This is a genomic window from Halomonas sp. 11-S5, from assembly GCF_029889825.1.
Classification (GTDB): domain Bacteria; phylum Pseudomonadota; class Gammaproteobacteria; order Pseudomonadales; family Halomonadaceae; genus Halomonas.
This window is the reverse complement of record NZ_JARANW010000006.1, coordinates 60,287-75,625: the sequence shown is the minus strand read 5'-3', so window position 1 is coordinate 75,625 and position 15,339 is coordinate 60,287. Positions and strand designations below refer to the sequence as shown.

The 15,339-nt window shown below is 59.2% G+C and carries 20 protein-coding genes and 1 pseudogene; 18 read left to right on the top strand and 3 right to left on the bottom strand.

Annotation, left to right across the window (positions count from 1 at the left end):
- Window positions 1-38: 38 nt before the first annotated feature.
- The gene (gene argE, locus OP497_RS06830; protein ID WP_280547409.1) at window positions 39-1,196 is read right to left on the bottom strand and encodes an acetylornithine deacetylase; all 1,158 of its coding nucleotides are present in this window, start codon (window positions 1,194-1,196) and stop codon (window positions 39-41) included.
- A gap of 117 nt (window positions 1,197-1,313) precedes the next feature.
- Here argE and OP497_RS06825 point away from each other — a divergent pair, with 117 nt between their 5' ends.
- The 12 genes from OP497_RS06825 (at window position 1,314) to OP497_RS06770 (ending at window position 10,730) form a co-directional block, all read left to right on the top strand.
- On the top strand, window positions 1,314-2,051 hold the full coding sequence (locus OP497_RS06825; protein ID WP_280547408.1) for a FadR/GntR family transcriptional regulator: 738 nt from the start codon (window positions 1,314-1,316) through the stop codon (window positions 2,049-2,051).
- A 178-nt stretch (window positions 2,052-2,229) separates the two neighbouring features.
- Window positions 2,230-3,189: a tripartite tricarboxylate transporter substrate binding protein gene (locus OP497_RS06820; RefSeq protein ID WP_280547407.1), complete on the top strand. Its 960-nt coding sequence runs from the start codon at window positions 2,230-2,232 to the stop codon at window positions 3,187-3,189.
- A gap of 111 nt (window positions 3,190-3,300) precedes the next feature.
- Window positions 3,301-4,839, top strand: coding sequence for a tripartite tricarboxylate transporter permease (locus OP497_RS06815; RefSeq protein WP_280547405.1), 1,539 nt, complete (start codon window positions 3,301-3,303; stop codon window positions 4,837-4,839).
- A complete protein-coding gene (locus tag OP497_RS06810) occupies window positions 4,839-5,294 on the top strand; it encodes a tripartite tricarboxylate transporter TctB family protein (RefSeq protein ID WP_280547404.1) in 456 nt (151 codons plus the stop codon). The genes OP497_RS06815 and OP497_RS06810 overlap by 1 nt, the downstream gene beginning before the upstream one ends.
- A 43-nt stretch (window positions 5,295-5,337) precedes the next feature.
- Window positions 5,338-6,507 carry a mandelate racemase/muconate lactonizing enzyme family protein gene (locus tag OP497_RS06805; protein ID WP_280547403.1) on the top strand — a complete coding sequence of 390 codons (1,170 nt, stop codon included), beginning with the start codon at window positions 5,338-5,340 and terminating at the stop codon, window positions 6,505-6,507.
- Window positions 6,508-6,680: 173 nt separating this feature from the next.
- Window positions 6,681-6,902: a hypothetical protein gene (locus OP497_RS06800; protein WP_280547402.1), complete on the top strand. Its 222-nt coding sequence runs from the start codon at window positions 6,681-6,683 to the stop codon at window positions 6,900-6,902.
- Window positions 6,903-7,038: 136 nt separating this feature from the next.
- Window positions 7,039-7,200, top strand: coding sequence for a hypothetical protein (locus tag OP497_RS06795; protein WP_280547401.1), 162 nt, complete (start codon window positions 7,039-7,041; stop codon window positions 7,198-7,200).
- Window positions 7,197-7,457: a hypothetical protein gene (locus OP497_RS06790; RefSeq protein WP_280547400.1), complete on the top strand. Its 261-nt coding sequence runs from the start codon at window positions 7,197-7,199 to the stop codon at window positions 7,455-7,457. Before OP497_RS06795 ends, OP497_RS06790 begins: the two co-directional genes overlap by 4 nt.
- 140 nt (window positions 7,458-7,597) lie before the next feature.
- Entirely contained in the window at window positions 7,598-7,978 is a 381-nt protein-coding gene (locus OP497_RS06785; RefSeq protein WP_280547398.1) for a hypothetical protein, read from the top strand.
- 101 nt (window positions 7,979-8,079) lie between these two features.
- Window positions 8,080-8,958, top strand: a complete 879-nt coding sequence (locus OP497_RS06780) for a PhzF family phenazine biosynthesis protein (RefSeq protein WP_280547396.1) — start codon at window positions 8,080-8,082, stop codon at window positions 8,956-8,958.
- A gap of 72 nt (window positions 8,959-9,030) precedes the next feature.
- Complete coding sequence (locus OP497_RS06775) at window positions 9,031-9,423, top strand: hypothetical protein (RefSeq protein ID WP_280547395.1); 393 nt, start codon at window positions 9,031-9,033, stop codon at window positions 9,421-9,423.
- On the top strand, window positions 9,420-10,730 hold the full coding sequence (locus OP497_RS06770; protein WP_280547394.1) for a carboxypeptidase-like regulatory domain-containing protein: 1,311 nt from the start codon (window positions 9,420-9,422) through the stop codon (window positions 10,728-10,730). The genes OP497_RS06775 and OP497_RS06770 overlap by 4 nt, the downstream gene beginning before the upstream one ends.
- Before the next feature lie 20 nt (window positions 10,731-10,750).
- Here the strand turns inward: OP497_RS06770 and OP497_RS06765 are convergent, their stop codons facing one another.
- Entirely contained in the window at window positions 10,751-11,068 is a 318-nt protein-coding gene (locus tag OP497_RS06765; protein ID WP_280547391.1) for a CcdB family protein, read from the bottom strand.
- Window positions 11,068-11,313 (bottom strand): type II toxin-antitoxin system CcdA family antitoxin, encoded by a 246-nt coding sequence (locus tag OP497_RS06760; protein ID WP_280547389.1) that lies wholly within the window; start codon window positions 11,311-11,313, stop codon window positions 11,068-11,070. The genes OP497_RS06765 and OP497_RS06760 overlap by 1 nt, the downstream gene beginning before the upstream one ends.
- 115 nt (window positions 11,314-11,428) lie before the next feature.
- Here OP497_RS06760 and OP497_RS06755 point away from each other — a divergent pair, with 115 nt between their 5' ends.
- The 6 genes and pseudogenes from OP497_RS06755 to OP497_RS17505 all read left to right on the top strand — a co-directional run.
- Window positions 11,429-12,193 carry a hypothetical protein gene (locus tag OP497_RS06755; protein ID WP_280547388.1) on the top strand — a complete coding sequence of 255 codons (765 nt, stop codon included), beginning with the start codon at window positions 11,429-11,431 and terminating at the stop codon, window positions 12,191-12,193.
- Window positions 12,194-12,329: 136 nt separating this feature from the next.
- Window positions 12,330-13,298, top strand: a complete 969-nt coding sequence (locus OP497_RS06750; protein ID WP_280547387.1) for an MvdC/MvdD family ATP grasp protein — start codon at window positions 12,330-12,332, stop codon at window positions 13,296-13,298.
- Entirely contained in the window at window positions 13,295-13,504 is a 210-nt protein-coding gene (locus tag OP497_RS06745; RefSeq protein ID WP_280547385.1) for a hypothetical protein, read from the top strand. The genes OP497_RS06750 and OP497_RS06745 overlap by 4 nt, the downstream gene beginning before the upstream one ends.
- 300 nt (window positions 13,505-13,804) lie before the next feature.
- The gene (locus OP497_RS06740; protein ID WP_280547384.1) at window positions 13,805-14,041 is read left to right on the top strand and encodes a hypothetical protein; all 237 of its coding nucleotides are present in this window, start codon (window positions 13,805-13,807) and stop codon (window positions 14,039-14,041) included.
- Between the two features lie 205 nt (window positions 14,042-14,246).
- Window positions 14,247-14,537, top strand: coding sequence for an antibiotic biosynthesis monooxygenase (locus OP497_RS06735; RefSeq protein ID WP_280547383.1), 291 nt, complete (start codon window positions 14,247-14,249; stop codon window positions 14,535-14,537).
- A gap of 327 nt (window positions 14,538-14,864) precedes the next feature.
- A pseudogene (locus tag OP497_RS17505) lies at window positions 14,865-15,259 on the top strand (thioredoxin domain-containing protein); the annotation flags it as partial.
- Window positions 15,260-15,339: the final 80 nt, after the last annotated feature.

Here is a 15,339-nt window from a genome sequence, read left to right as displayed (position 1 = left end):
GGTGTGAAGGCGCCGACGGCGTGCCTTGGTAACGCCATTTATTGTCGGCGTTGCAGCCGCTCGCCCAGTGCCACCATGAAGGCCGTTCCCGCCGCGAGCTGTTCGATGTCGAGATACTCGTCGGGCTGGTGGGCCTGGCCGATGCTCCCCGGGCCACAGATCACCGTGGGCAGTCCTTCGCGCTGGAATTGGCCGGCCTCGGTGGCATAGGCCACGGCACCGGCAGGGCGCTCGTCGAGCAGGTCGCGACACAGCACCAGCACCTCGGCGTTGTTGTCGTCGGCCAGCGCCGGCACGGTGGTGTTCAGCGCCTCGGTGACGATGGCGGCGTCCGGAGCGCGCCGGCGCATCTCGGCCTCCAGGCCGGCCGCGGTATCGTTCACCCGCGCGAGCAGCTCCTCGAAGCGATCCGAGGGCAGGTGACGGATCTCCCACTCGAAGCTGCACTCCCGGGCCATGATGTTGATGGCCGTGCCGCCCTGGATCTTGCCGACGTGCAGGCTCGAGTGCACCACGTTGAAGGCCTCGTCCACGCGCCCCTCGGCCTTGAGTTCGGCCATCACGTCCTCGATCCGCGTCACCAGGCGGGCGGCCACGTGGATCGCCGAGACCCCCTGGTTCACCTGGCTGGAGTGGGCGGCACGGCCGGTCACGGTGGTGCGCAGGTTGGTCGCCCCCTTGTGGGCCACCACCGGGTGCATCATGGTCGGCTCCCCGACGATCACCGCCGCCGGGCGAGGGTGGTCGGCCAGCAGCCGCTCGATCATCCGCGGGGCGCCGATGCAGCCCACCTCCTCGTCGTAGGAGAACGCCAGCCAGATCGGCGTCGCCAGTTCCTGTTTCACCCAGCGCGGCACCTCGGCCAGCGCGCAGGCGATGAAGCCCTTCATGTCGCAGGTGCCGCGGCCATAGAGCCGGCCATCGCCCTTGTCGACCAGGGTGAAGGGGTCGCTGGACCAGGGCTGCCCGTCCACCGGCACCACGTCAGTATGGCCGGAGAGCACCACGCCGCCGGCCACGGCGGGGCCGATGCGCGCCAGCAGGTTAGCCTTGCGGCCATCGTCGCTTTCCACCCGCCAGTGCGCCACGCCGTGCGTATCGAGCAAGCCCTCGACCCACTCGATCAAGGCCAGGTTGGAATCCCGCGAGACAGTGGCGAAGCCCACCAGGCGGTCGAGTATCTCGGCGGCGGTCATGATCAGGCTCCCGGCTAACAAGTATCCGCCAAGCCTACCATGGCGGGTCGGGCAGCTGGACCGCTCCTCTCCGGGCGAGGGGTGGCTTATGCTATGGGAAAGCCGCAGGAGACGACCATGGATTCACGAGTGGAGACGCGCGCCTCCGACGACTCGCCGGACGGCGAGCCATGCCGCAAGGGAGAGAAGCTCAGCGATCGGGTCTACGGCGACATCATCGATCGCATCATCAATCGCGACATCGCGGAGGGCCAGCGTCTGCCCTCGGAAGAGCAGCTGGCAAGCCGCTACGGCGTGTCCCGCCCGATCGTGCGCGAGGCCCTGGCCCGGCTGCGGGATGATGGCCTGGTGCGCTCGCATCGCGGCTCCGGCAGCTTCGTCCAGCGTCGCCCCGATCGCGCCATGCTCGAGTTCGCCCCGCTGGAGAGCCTGGCGGACATCCAGCGCTGCTTCGAGTTCCGGATCGCCGTCGAGTCCGAGGCCGCCCGCCTGGCGGCGTTCAAGGCCACCGGCGAGGACCGGGCGGCGCTCACGCGGGCGCTGGCACTGCTCGAACAGCGCATTCGCGACAACGCCCTGGGGGTGGATGCCGACTTCGGCTTCCATCTCGCCATCGCCAAGGCCACCCACAACCGCTTCTTCTCCGACACCCTGCTCTCGCTCGAGGCGGCGATCACCTATGGCCAGAACCTGGCACGTGGGCTGGGCCTGAGGCGCCCGGAGCATCATGTCCCGGAGGTCCAGCAAGAGCATCGCGACATCCACGACAGCATCCTGGCCGGCGATGACGAGCGGGCCGGCCGATGCATGCAACGGCACCTGCGCAATTCGCGGCGGCGGGTCTTCGAGGGGTGAGTAACTTGACAACTTTTACAACTCGGCTAGCTTGAGCAATGAGGTCGTCCACGCTGGTTGAAGCTGGTGCGCCTCGGTAGACCGCAGGCAGACCCTAACAAGTCCATGAACTGGCCCGGCTACCGTCAACGATGAAGATAACATTACACAAGACAATATAACTAAGTCGGAGCATGCCATGACCTTCACCTACAAGACGCTGACGATGGCCGTGACGGCCGTCGCCGCCATGGGCCTTGCCGGCCTGGCTCAGGCCGAGTACCCGGAAGAGCCCATCACCTACACGATTCCCTTTGATCCCGGTGGTGAGTCAGACGTCACGGCGCGTTTCCAGGAGCCGCATCTGGAGGAGATCCTGGGTACTGACGTCAACGTGACTCACCGTCCCGGTGGCGGCGGAGCCGTGGCCTGGAGCGAGTTCCAGAACAGTGCTGCACCCGACGGCTACGAAATGATCGGCGTCAATATCCCGCACATCATTGCCCAGCCAATCATGCGGTCCAATGCCGGTTTCGAGACCGACAACTGGAAGATCGTCACCTTCTTTCATTTCACACCCAATGCCCTGATCGTGCCCAAGGAAAGCCCCTTCGATACGCTGGACGATCTCGTGGCCTATGCCAAGGAGAATCCCCAGGCCGTTACACTGGGTGGCAGCGGTACCTATAGCGCCAACCATCTGGGGGTGTTGCGCCTGGAACGTGAGGCGGGCATCGATGTGACCTACATTCCCTTCACGGGTACCGGGCCGCTACCCGCCGCAGTGCAAGGCAATCATGTGTCCGGCATCTTCAATTACTCCATGCTCGGGGTACAGATGCAGGACAGTGCCAAGGTGCTCGCCGTGGCCTCCGAGGAACGAGTACCGGCGATGCCGGATGTGCCGACCTTCAAGGAGCTCGGCTATGACATCGTCGGCGGTGCCTACCGTGGTGTCGCGGTTCCGAAGGATACCCCCACGGCGGTCGTCGACCGGCTCGAGGAGGCCTTCGCCGAGACCAATCGCCGTATCACCGACAAGCAGGAGCCGCTCGGTTTCGTCATGACCTACATCACCGATGATGAGGTCGACCAGGTGATCCAGGACCTGGAGGAAGCCTACCAACCGATCCTCGAGGACGCTCAAACGCAGCAGTGAAGGGTAGGGCAGGATGTCTGGCTTTGGCCGCCCGCCTGGGTGGCCTTAGCAGGATATTCCTGTCCCTGTCGTCTCACGGCCAAGCGGTGAGGGCCAGACGAGGTCGTTATCATGGAAATGTTCGTTGAGGCCCTACTGTCGATCCTGACGCTCGAGGGGCTTGTTACCATTCTGGTCGGGGTAACGGCAGGGCTATTCATCGGGGCGCTGCCGGGGTTGACCGCCACCATGGCCCTGGCGGTGTTATTGCCTTTCACCTTCACGATGTCCCCGTTGCAGGGGCTGATGGCCCTGGGGGCCGTCTACATGGGCGCTATCTACGGTGGCGCCTTCACCGCCATCCTGATCAATACACCCGGTACTCCATCGTCGATCGCCACCACCTTCGACGGCTTTCCCATGGCTCGTCAGGGACGAGCCTACGAGGCGTTGGCCGCAGCCACGATCGCCTCGGTCGTGGGGGGCATCGTCGGGGTGGCGTTTCTGCTGTTGCTGGCGCCGCCACTGGCCCGCCTGGCGGTGGTGTTCGGACCAGCGGAGATGTTCTGGGTCGCCATGCTGGGCCTGACCCTGGTCGCCAGCCTGGCAGGGGGCTCCCTGCTCAAGGGCTTGATGGGTGGTTGTATCGGCATCTTGCTCAGCACGATCGGGGTTTCGCCGATCGGCGGCGAAACCCGTTTCATCTTCGATTTTCCGCCCTTGCAGGGAGGCATCGTGCTGATCGTGGCCCTGATCGGTCTGTTCGTCGTGCCCGAACTGCTCTCGATGGCGGCTCAGGGACATGGCTCCCTGAAGGAAAGCAACAAGTTGGAGGGTGGTGCCCTCGCATCTATCCGCAAGATGGGACGGCATATCTTTCTCCGGCCGACCAACCTGATCCGCTCCTGCCTCATCGGGCAAATCATCGCCATTATCCCCGGGGCGGGTGGTAACGTGACCAGCCTGGTGGCCTACAACGAAGCCAAGCGCTTCTCCAGCGATCCATCCTCCTTCGGAAAGGGCAATGTCGATGGCGTCATTGCATCCGAGTCGAGCAACAACGTGATGGTCGCCGGTAGCATGGTGCCGCTGTTGACGCTGGGTATTCCTGGTGCGCCACCGGATGCCATCATCCTCGGCGTGCTGCTGATGCACGGCCTGCGACCTGGGCTCGACCTGTTCACCGAGACCGGCGTGCTGACCAACGGTTTCATCCTGTCGATGGGCTTCGCGGCGATCATGCTGTTGCCGGTCGGGTTGTTGGGTGGCCGCCTGATCCATCGCGTGGTCATCAAGACACCCTTCTATTTCCTGCTGCCGACCATTGCGATGGTCACGATACTCGGGACTTATGCACTGCGTAACAGTCTGCTGGATGTCGGCATCATGCTGATCCTGGGGGTGGCGGGCTATTTCCTGAGACTGATCGGCATTCATGCCGCGCCGATCGTGCTGGGGATGATCCTGGGGGGCATCGCCGAACAGGGCTATGTACAGACCATGCTGGCGGCAGTGGTCGACCCGATTCCCTGGCTGCGGCTAGTGGACAACACCCTTTCCAAGGTGCTGGCGGTGTTGGTGCTGATCAGCGCGGCCACGGCGCTGCTGCCTGGTTGGCTGGCGCGTAAGGGGCTCCTGGAAAAGGCGGGTTCGGAAGAGGAAACAAGCTGATGGTCGTGCGACTGAATACCGATATCGTCGCGGGCATCCTGGGTCTGGTGTTTTCTGCGGGCCTGTGGCTGCCGCGCGAGGAAATGGGTCGGCTGAGCATCATCTTCCCGCGCGCGGTCCTGCTGATGACGGTACTGCTGGGCATCGCCTTGATCGTCAAGGGCATTATCAAGCCTGGCGTCCGTGAGGTCGAGATCGAAGGTAGTGTCGGGCGATTGGTCGTGACCATCCTGGGGTTGATCGCGTGGTGGTACGCCATCGGTTGGCTGGGCTTTCTGGTGGCGACCTCGATCGCCTTCTTCGGCTTCACCTGGTTCCTGGCTTCCGTGGAAGGCCACGTATCGCTACGACGGCTGCTGATGTGGATTCCCATCATGGCGGTGTTGATCGGTGTCTTCTATCTGGCCTTTACGGAGGTGCTCAGCGTCAGGTTGCCGACCGGGAAATGGTTCTAGCGCCAGCGCCAGCACATGACGGCAAAACTACAGGAAATATCGAATGAGGATTACTGATATTCGAGAGGCCCGCGTGTCGATCGCCTCCGACATCGCCAACGCCTACATCTCCTTCTCGAAGATGGATGTCTCGGTGCTGGCCATCTATACCGATGCCAAAGTCGATGGCCGCCAGGTGGTGGGTTACGGCTTCAATTCCAATGGCCGCTATGCCCAGAGCGGGCTGCTGCGCGAGCGCTTCCTGCCGCGACTTCGCGACGCCGAGCCTAGCGCGCTGCTCGACGACAGCGGCCACAACCTGGACCCCTTCAAGGTGTGGTCGGTACTGATGGCCAACGAGAAGCCGGGCGGCCACGGCGAGCGGAGCGTGGCGGTAGGCATCATCGACATGGCGATCTGGGACATCGTCGCCAAGGTCGAGAACAAGCCCCTGGCGCGGCTGCTGGCCGAGCGCCACGGCGACGGCCGGCCCGACGAGTGCGTCGCCGTCTATGCGGCGGGCGGCTACTACCATCCAGGCAAGCAGGTCCAGGGCCTGCAGGACGAGATGCGCGACTACCTCGACCTGGGCTACACCTGCACCAAGATGAAGATCGGCGCAGTGCCGCTGGCCGAGGATCTCGCGCGGGTCGAGGCCGCCATCGACATCGTGGGAGACGCGGGGCGCCTGGCGGTGGACGCCAACGGCCGCTTCGACCTGCGCACCGCACTGGCCTTCGGCGATGGCCTGGCGCCCTATGGCGTGCGCTGGTACGAGGAGGCCGGCGACCCCCTGGACTACGCCCTGCAGCAGCAACTGAGCGAACACTATGCGCCGCCCATGGCCACCGGCGAGAATCTCTTCTCCCACCAGGACGTGCGCAACCTGCTGCGCTACGGGGGCATGCGCCCCGACCGCGACATCCTGCAGATGGACCCGGTGCTCGGCTATGGCCTGGTGGAGTACCTGCGCATGCTCGAGGTGTTGCGCGCCCACGGCTGGTCATCGCGGCAGTGCATTCCCCATGGCGGCCACCAGTTCGCCCTCAACATCGCCGCCGGCCTCAAGCTGGGCGGCAACGAGTCCTATCCGCGGGTCTTCGCCCCCTTCGGCGGCTTCGCCGACTCCACGCCCATCGAGGCAGGGCAGGTGGCCCTGCCGCAGGTGCCGGGCATCGGCTTCGAGGACAAGCGCGAATTGATGAAGGTATTCGAGGCGCATCTGGGGCGCTGACGCCTCGTCATGCCACGCGCCTGTGGGAGCACTGCGTGCTGCGCGAATGGCGCCTCCTGTGGGAGCACTGCTTGCAGCGCGATGGCGCCTCCTGTGGGAGCACTCTTGCAGCGCGAATGGCGCCTCCTGTGGGAGCGCTGCTTGCAGCGCGATGGCGCCGCAGGCGCCCTGACGTGCTCTTCCTGGTCGACCGCAACGCCCTGGGCAAGCAGGCGCTGGACGCCTTCGACGAGGCGCCGCTGGAGCACAACCACCGGCTGTCGCAGATCTACAATATCGCCACCCTGGGCGACATGGCCGACAACCCACCGCCGGATGTCCATCTCATCGACATGTCTGCGGGACGTGTCGAAAAAATGGCATTCATTAAACATGTCGTGGCCACATGTCGATAGCATCGACACGTTGGCCGGCAAACAGAGCGGCGAAGTTAAAATAACGCCGAGTCTTATTTTAATTTCGGGCATAAGTTAAAATAAGGCGTGACGCTATTTTACTCAGGCCCGCTTTCGATCGGTGAGGTGAAGCCCCATGGACCGTGGACTCACAGGCCATTACGTAGACAGCATCGCCGACGGCTGGTCGGCGCTGGAGCACTTCATCAACGACCTCCCCGAGGCCACCGGGCAGAAGCGCAACCGGATCTACGCCTACCGAGGCTACATCGACATTCTCAATCAGGACACCCCATGACCCAGAGCGACGACCGGCTGATCGCCGCCATCTACGCCGACGCTCAGACCCGTCTGCGCGAGCCGCGCCACCTGGATGAGGCGTCCGCTTTTGAAGCGGTTGCAGGGAAAAAGGGTTGCTACCAAGTGGTGATCGGCAGGTTTTGGCTAGAGAAGATAGTGGGAGATCTTAGTATATCAATCAAGGAAGTCCGACGGATTTCCTTGGTGGAAGAGTTGGATTACCTGTGCGATGTCTTGGAAAATGCGATGAAATAGCCGCTCCTCCGCGATCATTTGACAAGACAATAAACCAGAAGAAAGAATCAAGAAAGGGGCGTTCGCTTTCTGCCAAGGAAAAAACCGATCTATAGCACTGGCGGGACTGACTTTATCGTTATTTTCAACAAGGAGATGTAATGCTTCAACCGAATCAGTTTAAAGTCAACGAGGCGTGGATCGTATTCAAGTTGAACGATCAGCCAATCCACACGGACCAGGATGGTGACTTCAACTTCTTTGCGCTCATCGATGCCGCAAGCTGTTTCATTCTCAGCTCTTCGCCAGTATCAGCAAAGAGTGACGAGCCAAGCAAGCTAGAGTCTCGGCGCCTGCTGAAGCAGGGGAAAGCGCATAAGAAAAAGGGGCCAAAAAAGCTCTTTGTGCCGAGCGAACAGCCGGCTACGCTTTTGGCCGCTGAAGCAAAGAGGCTGGGCATTAGTGTAGTTTATATTCCCGAGGACCAGCTACTTCCTATCATCGGCGAAGCAAGGGAAGGGTTCAGGGAGCGCTTCGGCTGAGAAGCTATAATCGTGGAGTTGGTGCATGCAGCAGGTGAGGCGGGCATGGGGGATATGCTCCTATCCACTCTGAGGGGTAGAGATTTGCAAGAGGGATCGCAATGAAAGGCCATGAGTACACCTTGCTCGATGTCTTCACCGACCGAGCCTTTTCCGGGAATCCGCTGGCGGTTTTTCCGCAAGCGGAAGGCCTGGATACCGCTACGTTGCAGGCCATCGCCAACGAGCTGAACCTTTCCGAGACGGTGTTTGTCGGACAGGCTAGCGGCCCGAACCGTTACCCCATGCGTATCTTCACGCCCACCATGGAGTTGCCCTTCGCTGGCCACCCGACGGTAGGTACGGCCCATCTGCTGATGGAATTGGGCATGGCCGAGCGTGATAGGCCTCTGACCCTCGAAGCCCGCGTCGGGCCCTTGGTGGTGGCGTTTGATCAGGCGCTGGCGAGTTTTACCACGGCAGAACCGGTCAGCATCCTGGCCAGTACGCTGAACCAGGTTGCTGCTGCAGAGTTGCTGGGCCTTGAATCCGGCCAGGTCGTCGGAGAGCCGGTGCTTGCCTCCTGCGGGTTACCCTATCACTTGATCGAGCTCGATTCGCTGGAAGCCATCGAGAGGGCACGGCCCGCGCCGAGCGCCTGGGCGGAATGGGTGTCACCCAGCGGCCATGAGCAGATCTACCTCTACGTTGCCGGGGATGAATCCGCAGATAGTGAGGTGCTGCGAACCCGGATGTTTTCCACCGAGGGAGGTGTGCGTGAAGATCCGGCTACCGGCAGCGCCGCCGCAGCCCTGGCGGGAAAACTGGCGACGAGCAAGAAGGGCGGCGATCTGTGGCGTTGGCGAATCGAACAAGGCATCGAGATGGGGCGCCCGAGCCGTATCTTTGCCGAGGCCGAACGCGATAAAAACGGTCTGGCGATCCGTATCGCCGGGCAAGCGGTGATCGTCGGTACCGGGACATTGCGAGTGACAGCGTGAGCTGCCAATACACGGGGTGCGCTTGTTGATGCGTTCAGCCAGGCGAGCGATGCGAAGAGGAGCGTGAGAGAGATGCATCACCTTCTGCTGTTGGCAGCGCTGTTCCTGCCGGTGCCCATGGCCCAGGCCGACGAGGCCGGCATGGTCTTCGACATGGGCGATGAGCGCTACGTCTTGACCCCGGCGTGCGCCCAGCGGGTCGACCATGCCGTCGTCGAGGATGACCTCGTGTATCTGCGCTTCGATATGCCCGAAACGCCGGATTGTTTCGGCGCTTTCCATGGCCTGCTCGCTTCTCACCTGGGCGAGCGCCTTGCCGTCACCTTCCGTGGCGAGACACTGCTGGAGGCGGACCTTCACACCCTGCTTGGCCCGACGAACATCGTGCTGAGATCGAGACATCCGCGCGTGGCGGTCCACGCCGTCCGCTATCTCAGCGGCGCACCGACCCGTGAAGCGCCATGAGCGGCTGTTCGCGGCTCTTCCGTCGCCTTGCTGTGGTGCTGATCGGCACCCTGGCGGCGTTGGCGCTGCTGGCATGGCTGGCGCTGTGGTGGCTGTCGCCGGCGCCCGTTTCGGGACGGCTGGTCGAGTACCACAATGATGCGCCGGTGGCCGGTGCCACCATCACCGTGCGCCGTCAGGGCTGGGGCCTGAGCGACCATGACGGCCAGCTGATATGGAACAAGCGCTATTCGACCACCGCGACCACCGACGCCAACGGGCACTTTCGCGTGCCCATGCCCGGCCCGGTATGGCTGTTGGGCAGCGGCTCTGGCCGATTGAAGGCCGAGGCGGCGGGATTTCAGTCTCTTGAGGCCGGCTACGTGCCGCCGGGGGCGGAGCTGGTCCTGCAGACGGTGGCCAATCGCGACGAGCGCCTGCCCGGTGGCACCGCTTATCTCGGCTGGGATGAAGATGGTGAGCCCTTCGGCTGGTCGTTCATCGACGACGCCCCGACGCGTGCCCTGGCGCTTGCCGATCTCACCCCCGTCGCCATGCAGCGCGAGCCCTTCGCGGTCACCCTGGCCGCGGCCGAGGGGGGCGGGCTTCACTTCGTGTCGGCCGAGGAGCAGGGGATCGCCCACGCCTCCTGGGACTATCTGCTGCGCTACCTGGATGCCTCGCCCGAGCCGCCCTCGGCGTCGCGGCTGACGCTGGATGACACCCCCGGCACGCTCTTCCTGCGCACCCCGCAAGATCGCTACGCCAAGCTGGCCTGGGAGCCTGAGACGGTAACTGCCATGACCGGCTCGGTACCGGGGCTGGATGCCATCAGCGAACGGTTGTTCTCGCTGCGCTTCGTCTATCGTCCTGCCCCGGGGCGGGAACTGCCGTATCAGCCACCGCTGTTTCCGGTGGAGCCCGTCCGTGCCGCCTTGCAGGCCCAGCTACCCGAACAGGGCGAGCCTTACGCGGGGCCGCGCACCTACCGGCTGGTGGTGACCGATTCAGAAGGCAGCGAACTGGAGCGGCAGCGCCTCGAGCTCACGCCGGGTGTTCCGCTGGATCTGCCGAGCTGTGCCGATGACCCGCCGCTGGCCTGGCGCTTCGAGTCACTGCGCCTGGATTACGACGAGGATGGCCTGCCGCGCCTGCAACTGACGGTGGATGGCGAGACATTCGTTCACCACTCGAGCCCCAGGCTGGTCGGCCCGCGCGATGCTAGCGTCTTCGCGGTGATGGCCTTCGATAGCGACTACCGGCGCCATGATCTCGAGGTCAGGCTGCGCGAGTTGAGCAACGAGACAGGATCAACCGGTTGCGAATAACGCAGGCATGCAGCCGGCGTTCAGATACCGGAGATCATGAAGTCCAGGGCCGCCAGGATCGGTTCACGAAACTGGCCAAGATCATGAACTTCCTTCCCAAGCCGGTGACGTTCGATGCCAGCAAGCTCCTGGGTCATGGCGATATAGACGTTGTCATCGATGGCCAGGCTCGGATTGAGGTGTGAGATCTGGATACTTTCGGCCTGGCCGGCAGGGCAGAGCGGCACCACCACGGTGGTGGGGAGCTCGCTGAGCAGATCGCTCTGGATATCCAGCAGGTAGGGATAGCGCTTACGCGACGCAGGATTGCAGTTCGCGTACACGCAGAACTGAGCCATCAGAACTGCCTTTCGCTATCGCCGAAGGTGCCATTCTCATCCACGAAGCGGTTATAGGCCTGGATAGCATCAGTGTTCTCCTGCCGCCACTGCTCGCGCAGCGCAGCCCGCACCTTTTCCGCCAGGGCACTCTCGAACGCGGCGGACAGGTTGATGCCCAGGCGCCTCGCTTGCTCGAGAAGTTCACTATTGATGCTGACGTTCGTCGGCTTCTTCGGCGCTTGTACGTTGTAGGGCTGATACATGGGCTGGGCCTTGCATAGGCTATACGCATAGCCTATGCGCACCGCTTTTGTCCGTCAATGAATGCGCTGGGCAATTCAGACGCCAGGATGCACAACATCTTCCATCTGCTACCCGATGGAAATCGACCACGAGGCGGAGATCTTCACCGGCTGGCGGGCCAGCCCCGGCGGAGCGACTCCCTCGCGCGATGCACGGCTGGCCCTCAGCGGGCTTTGGTGGCAGGCTAGAGGTAATCATTACGCAGCGGCTTGCGACGCCATGGCGGCGGGCCAACGGGATGCACAGAGACAAAACGATGATACGGCGACTACAAGAATTACAGCAGCTGCCGGGCCACACCTCGACCAATCTGATCGGCACGGTGGAGGAGAGAGGAATATGGCCGCTATCGACCAAAGGCGACATGTGAGCGAGTTTTGGATATATAGCCTAATTTTAATTAATTTCCTGAAGGATCAGAGGCTTGCGAGGATCTTGGCAGGCAGCATTTGCTGGATAAACGTGCCGGCACGTTTATCCAATCATAGAACGCGCCGTCTAATACCTGTTAATTCAAATATGGAGAAAGGTGAGAGTATGAAAATCAAATACGGAATTGATTACCAATATTTGCCGAAAGGTAGCTCGCGCCCTCAGGACGACGGCGAAGTAGTCGGAATTGAGGCTACAAGTGATTCGGGCCAGACTATTTTGCCCAACGTCGGTGATTACGTGCACATAGATAACTCTATGGATGGAGGGGAAAGAACGATGTTTACTGGCAAAGTACGGTCAAGGCTTTTCAACTATATCCGAATGAGCAACGGAGAAGTTTTCTGTGGCGTCAATATTGTCGTTGAGGAAACGGACGACGACTGGGGTAAGTTGATCAAAGAGTAGAATTAACAAGTCGCTGTAGTACGCGGCCAATGGCCGCCGGACGCCCTTTTCATTACGGCTTCGCCTCCATTGCAAGGCCGCCGCTAAGCTCAGCGTTAGTTTTGCCAGAACTTAGCTCAGAGGAAAATGAAAGAGAATGATATTGATATTGAGTGATAAATTTGACAAACATGCTGATGTTGTATGCAGTAAGCTGGGTTCGAGTAATAAAAAATACTTTAGATTTGATTTGGACACAGACTCACTGAAGTCTTCACACATTACGTTTTTTCAGGGAAGATGGAATATTAATCAGAATGACCTTTCTATAATTTCAGACCAGATAGATAAGGTTTGGGTAAGGAGACCTTTCGTTGAAGTCTCTTTAGAGGAGGCTAACATAAATGAGCCAGGATTTAAAATATGGCGTGGAGAATGGAATAAAACACTACTTGGATTGTACAATACATTAAAAACTGCGAAATGGCTGAATCCATTAGCAAAGTCATATCAAGCCGAAAATAAATACTTACAGATGGATATAGCAAGAAATGTCGGATTTATATTGCCACCGCTAATTGTGAGCAATGAAAAAAAAGAGCTTTGCAGATTTATCGACACGTATGGTGATGTGGTGATGAAGCTCATGAATCAGGAGTTTTATCAGGATGCAGATGGAAGCTTTAAGGGCTTGTATGTAAATAAAATTTCGGAGTCTGAAATTTGTGATTTTGGTAATATTGATGAAAACCCAATTGTTCTTCAGGCATATGTAGAAAAAGATTACGAGGTTAGGTACACTGTAGTCGGCACAGATCATCATGTATGCCAAATTCAATCGCAAAAATCAAAATTAGCAAGAGTTGACTGGAGGAGGTATGACATTCCAAATACACCACACTATTCAATCGAGCCTCCTACCGAAATTCGAGAGAAAGTTAATCAGTTTATGAAGTCTTTAGACCTTGAATTTGGTGCTTTAGACTTTATTGTGACGCCATCTGGTGAGTGGTTTTTTTTAGAAATTAACACAATGGGGCAATGGTTATGGATTGAAGACTTAACTGGGATAGGTATATCAGATTCAATTGTGACTATGTTATCAACGGAGAAGAGTGAAAAATGAAAGTATTCGCTACTAAGTTTCTAGAAGCTCCAAGTAACGATGAGATTGTTCAAGATGAATGGAATTGGACTCCTTCAAATCCTGATGCTCAAAAGATTTATGGATCAGGCGCATCAACAAGTACAGCACAGTCAACTTATGCAGCTGAGAAAGATGACCGCTCTGATTCTGACCGTCCGAATGAGGGGATGTTTGTAGCTGCATAAAAGCTAACAAAAGCATCAACTCGGACTCCGCAAGCTGGTGCGCATCTTGTGTGCAAAAACGCGCGTCAGCTTGCTCCACCGGTTATGCTGACGTTAGCTGCCTTAAGGGAGGCTACGAGTGAAGCACCCAATATCAATAATGGCACTCATGATGTTATTAGGAATTATTGTTTTCGCTGTTATGTTCCGCTATGAGTACATGGGAACAAGGCTTGGTTTTGAGGTCAGAGCTGATCGTTGGTCTGGCTGCATACAAACTTGGAATAACAACGAAAACACATATAAACCACTGGAGCAATCATGTCAGTAAATAAAAATCTGCAAGTATCAAATCTTGAAAATATTCCGTTCATGGGCTCAGGAAAAATTTTGGTTAAAAAAGAAGTTGAGGTTGGCTCAAAAGTTATTGTCAAAGACCTTTCTGGTATAGAGCACACTGTAAGTATTTTGAAATTTGACTCAACTGTATACACTGGTGTTACAGACACAGGTATGAAAATGGCATTCGGTAAAGAAAATGTGTTTCTCATACTGTAGTGGTCGTCAGCTAACAAACGGCTGCACCGGACAAATTTCTGCTGTCACCTTTTGTGCAAAAACACGCACAAAAGCCGCCATCAAAAATTTGCTCGGTGAGCCGGGCGTTCGGTCCAACCAACGAAAGGAGGTCAACACAGAGATTCTTGCCTACAGTTTTGGACTTAGAACGAAGTTATTTATAACACAAAGGAGAAAATGCCCCATGTTTATCGTTATCATATCATTTCCACCGATTAAGGAAGGTAGAGATGCCGATTTTCAACAATGGTTTGCCTCTTCAGGTAAAGCATTCAGCAAATTTACCGGTTTCATAAGTAGAAGACTTCTGAAGCCTGTAGATGGAGGGAATTATGCGGCCATAGTTGAATTCAAAGATCAAGCCGCATTCCAAGCAATGCATGGGAGTGCTATCCATGACGAGGCAGGCGACAAAGTAAGACCGCTCTTTGATGGTAATCCCACGCCGACCTTCTACCAAGTTGTTGGTGGATGATCTCGGACGCGGGACGGCTGGCTCTTGTGTAATTTGAAAGAGGAGCGTCTGTACAAGAAGGTTATTGAGGAGAGTCCCAAAGCTTCCGAACAACCGCGTGCAGGTGACGCGGCACCCGCGTGCCTGACGCGTGGCGTTATATCAGGCTCGCCGGATCGTCCGCTGCTGGCCGCAAGCCGTCATATTGAAATTCATGGCTCGCCTCGAGTTTCTCGTTCAGGAGGCTGAGCGCCGGTTGGTAGTCGTCGGTCGCAGGACGGTGCCGTCCCACTGTACGTCGCGGCGTTTTTCCGCCATATTCGCCGCAATGATGCGTCGGAATCTGTCATGTGCGATGCCTATACCCTCGGTTGCCCACACTGCCTGGCGATCAATCGCGTCAGCCAGGCGCGGCTGAACGAGGTGCCACAAGCCGCTATTCAGCGGCGAGCCGCTGGCGCTGACAGCGGCCAACTTCCCGGCCCTGGTGGAGCGCAGCAGCCTGCCGGTGGTGGTGGAGTTCTGGGCGAGCTGGTGCGGCCCCTGCAAGGCGATGGCGCCGATCTTCGCCGAGGCGGCCCGTGAACTGGAGCCGCGCCTGCGTTTTGCCAAGCTGGATACCGAGGCCGAGCGGGCGCTGGCAGGCCGCTTCGTGATTCGCAGCATCCCCACCCTGGTGGGTGGTGTTCCGCGGCGGTCACGAGGTCGCTCGCCAGGCGGGCCTGATCCCAGCTAAAGCAGTGGCTGCTTCCGCATCGTGTGGTATAGGTTCGCCCCGTGGGTCGAGTCGACCCGTCGGGTCACTCCTTCGGGTCGGTTTGCG

Coding starts and splice junctions, on each gene's coding strand:
- argE (WP_280547409.1), bottom strand. CDS start 1,196: ATGACCGCCGCCGAGATACTCGACCGCCTGGTGGGCTTCGCCACTGTC.
- OP497_RS06825 (WP_280547408.1), top strand. CDS start 1,314: ATGGATTCACGAGTGGAGACGCGCGCCTCCGACGACTCGCCGGACGGC.
- OP497_RS06820 (WP_280547407.1), top strand. CDS start 2,230: ATGACCTTCACCTACAAGACGCTGACGATGGCCGTGACGGCCGTCGCC.
- OP497_RS06815 (WP_280547405.1), top strand. CDS start 3,301: ATGGAAATGTTCGTTGAGGCCCTACTGTCGATCCTGACGCTCGAGGGG.
- OP497_RS06810 (WP_280547404.1), top strand. CDS start 4,839: ATGGTCGTGCGACTGAATACCGATATCGTCGCGGGCATCCTGGGTCTG.
- OP497_RS06805 (WP_280547403.1), top strand. CDS start 5,338: ATGAGGATTACTGATATTCGAGAGGCCCGCGTGTCGATCGCCTCCGAC.
- OP497_RS06795 (WP_280547401.1), top strand. CDS start 7,039: ATGGACCGTGGACTCACAGGCCATTACGTAGACAGCATCGCCGACGGC.
- OP497_RS06790 (WP_280547400.1), top strand. CDS start 7,197: ATGACCCAGAGCGACGACCGGCTGATCGCCGCCATCTACGCCGACGCT.
- OP497_RS06785 (WP_280547398.1), top strand. CDS start 7,598: ATGCTTCAACCGAATCAGTTTAAAGTCAACGAGGCGTGGATCGTATTC.
- OP497_RS06780 (WP_280547396.1), top strand. CDS start 8,080: ATGAAAGGCCATGAGTACACCTTGCTCGATGTCTTCACCGACCGAGCC.
- OP497_RS06775 (WP_280547395.1), top strand. CDS start 9,031: ATGCATCACCTTCTGCTGTTGGCAGCGCTGTTCCTGCCGGTGCCCATG.
- OP497_RS06770 (WP_280547394.1), top strand. CDS start 9,420: ATGAGCGGCTGTTCGCGGCTCTTCCGTCGCCTTGCTGTGGTGCTGATC.
- OP497_RS06765 (WP_280547391.1), bottom strand. CDS start 11,068: ATGGCTCAGTTCTGCGTGTACGCGAACTGCAATCCTGCGTCGCGTAAG.
- OP497_RS06760 (WP_280547389.1), bottom strand. CDS start 11,313: ATGTATCAGCCCTACAACGTACAAGCGCCGAAGAAGCCGACGAACGTC.
- OP497_RS06755 (WP_280547388.1), top strand. CDS start 11,429: ATGGAAATCGACCACGAGGCGGAGATCTTCACCGGCTGGCGGGCCAGC.
- OP497_RS06750 (WP_280547387.1), top strand. CDS start 12,330: ATGATATTGATATTGAGTGATAAATTTGACAAACATGCTGATGTTGTA.
- OP497_RS06745 (WP_280547385.1), top strand. CDS start 13,295: ATGAAAGTATTCGCTACTAAGTTTCTAGAAGCTCCAAGTAACGATGAG.
- OP497_RS06740 (WP_280547384.1), top strand. CDS start 13,805: ATGTCAGTAAATAAAAATCTGCAAGTATCAAATCTTGAAAATATTCCG.
- OP497_RS06735 (WP_280547383.1), top strand. CDS start 14,247: ATGTTTATCGTTATCATATCATTTCCACCGATTAAGGAAGGTAGAGAT.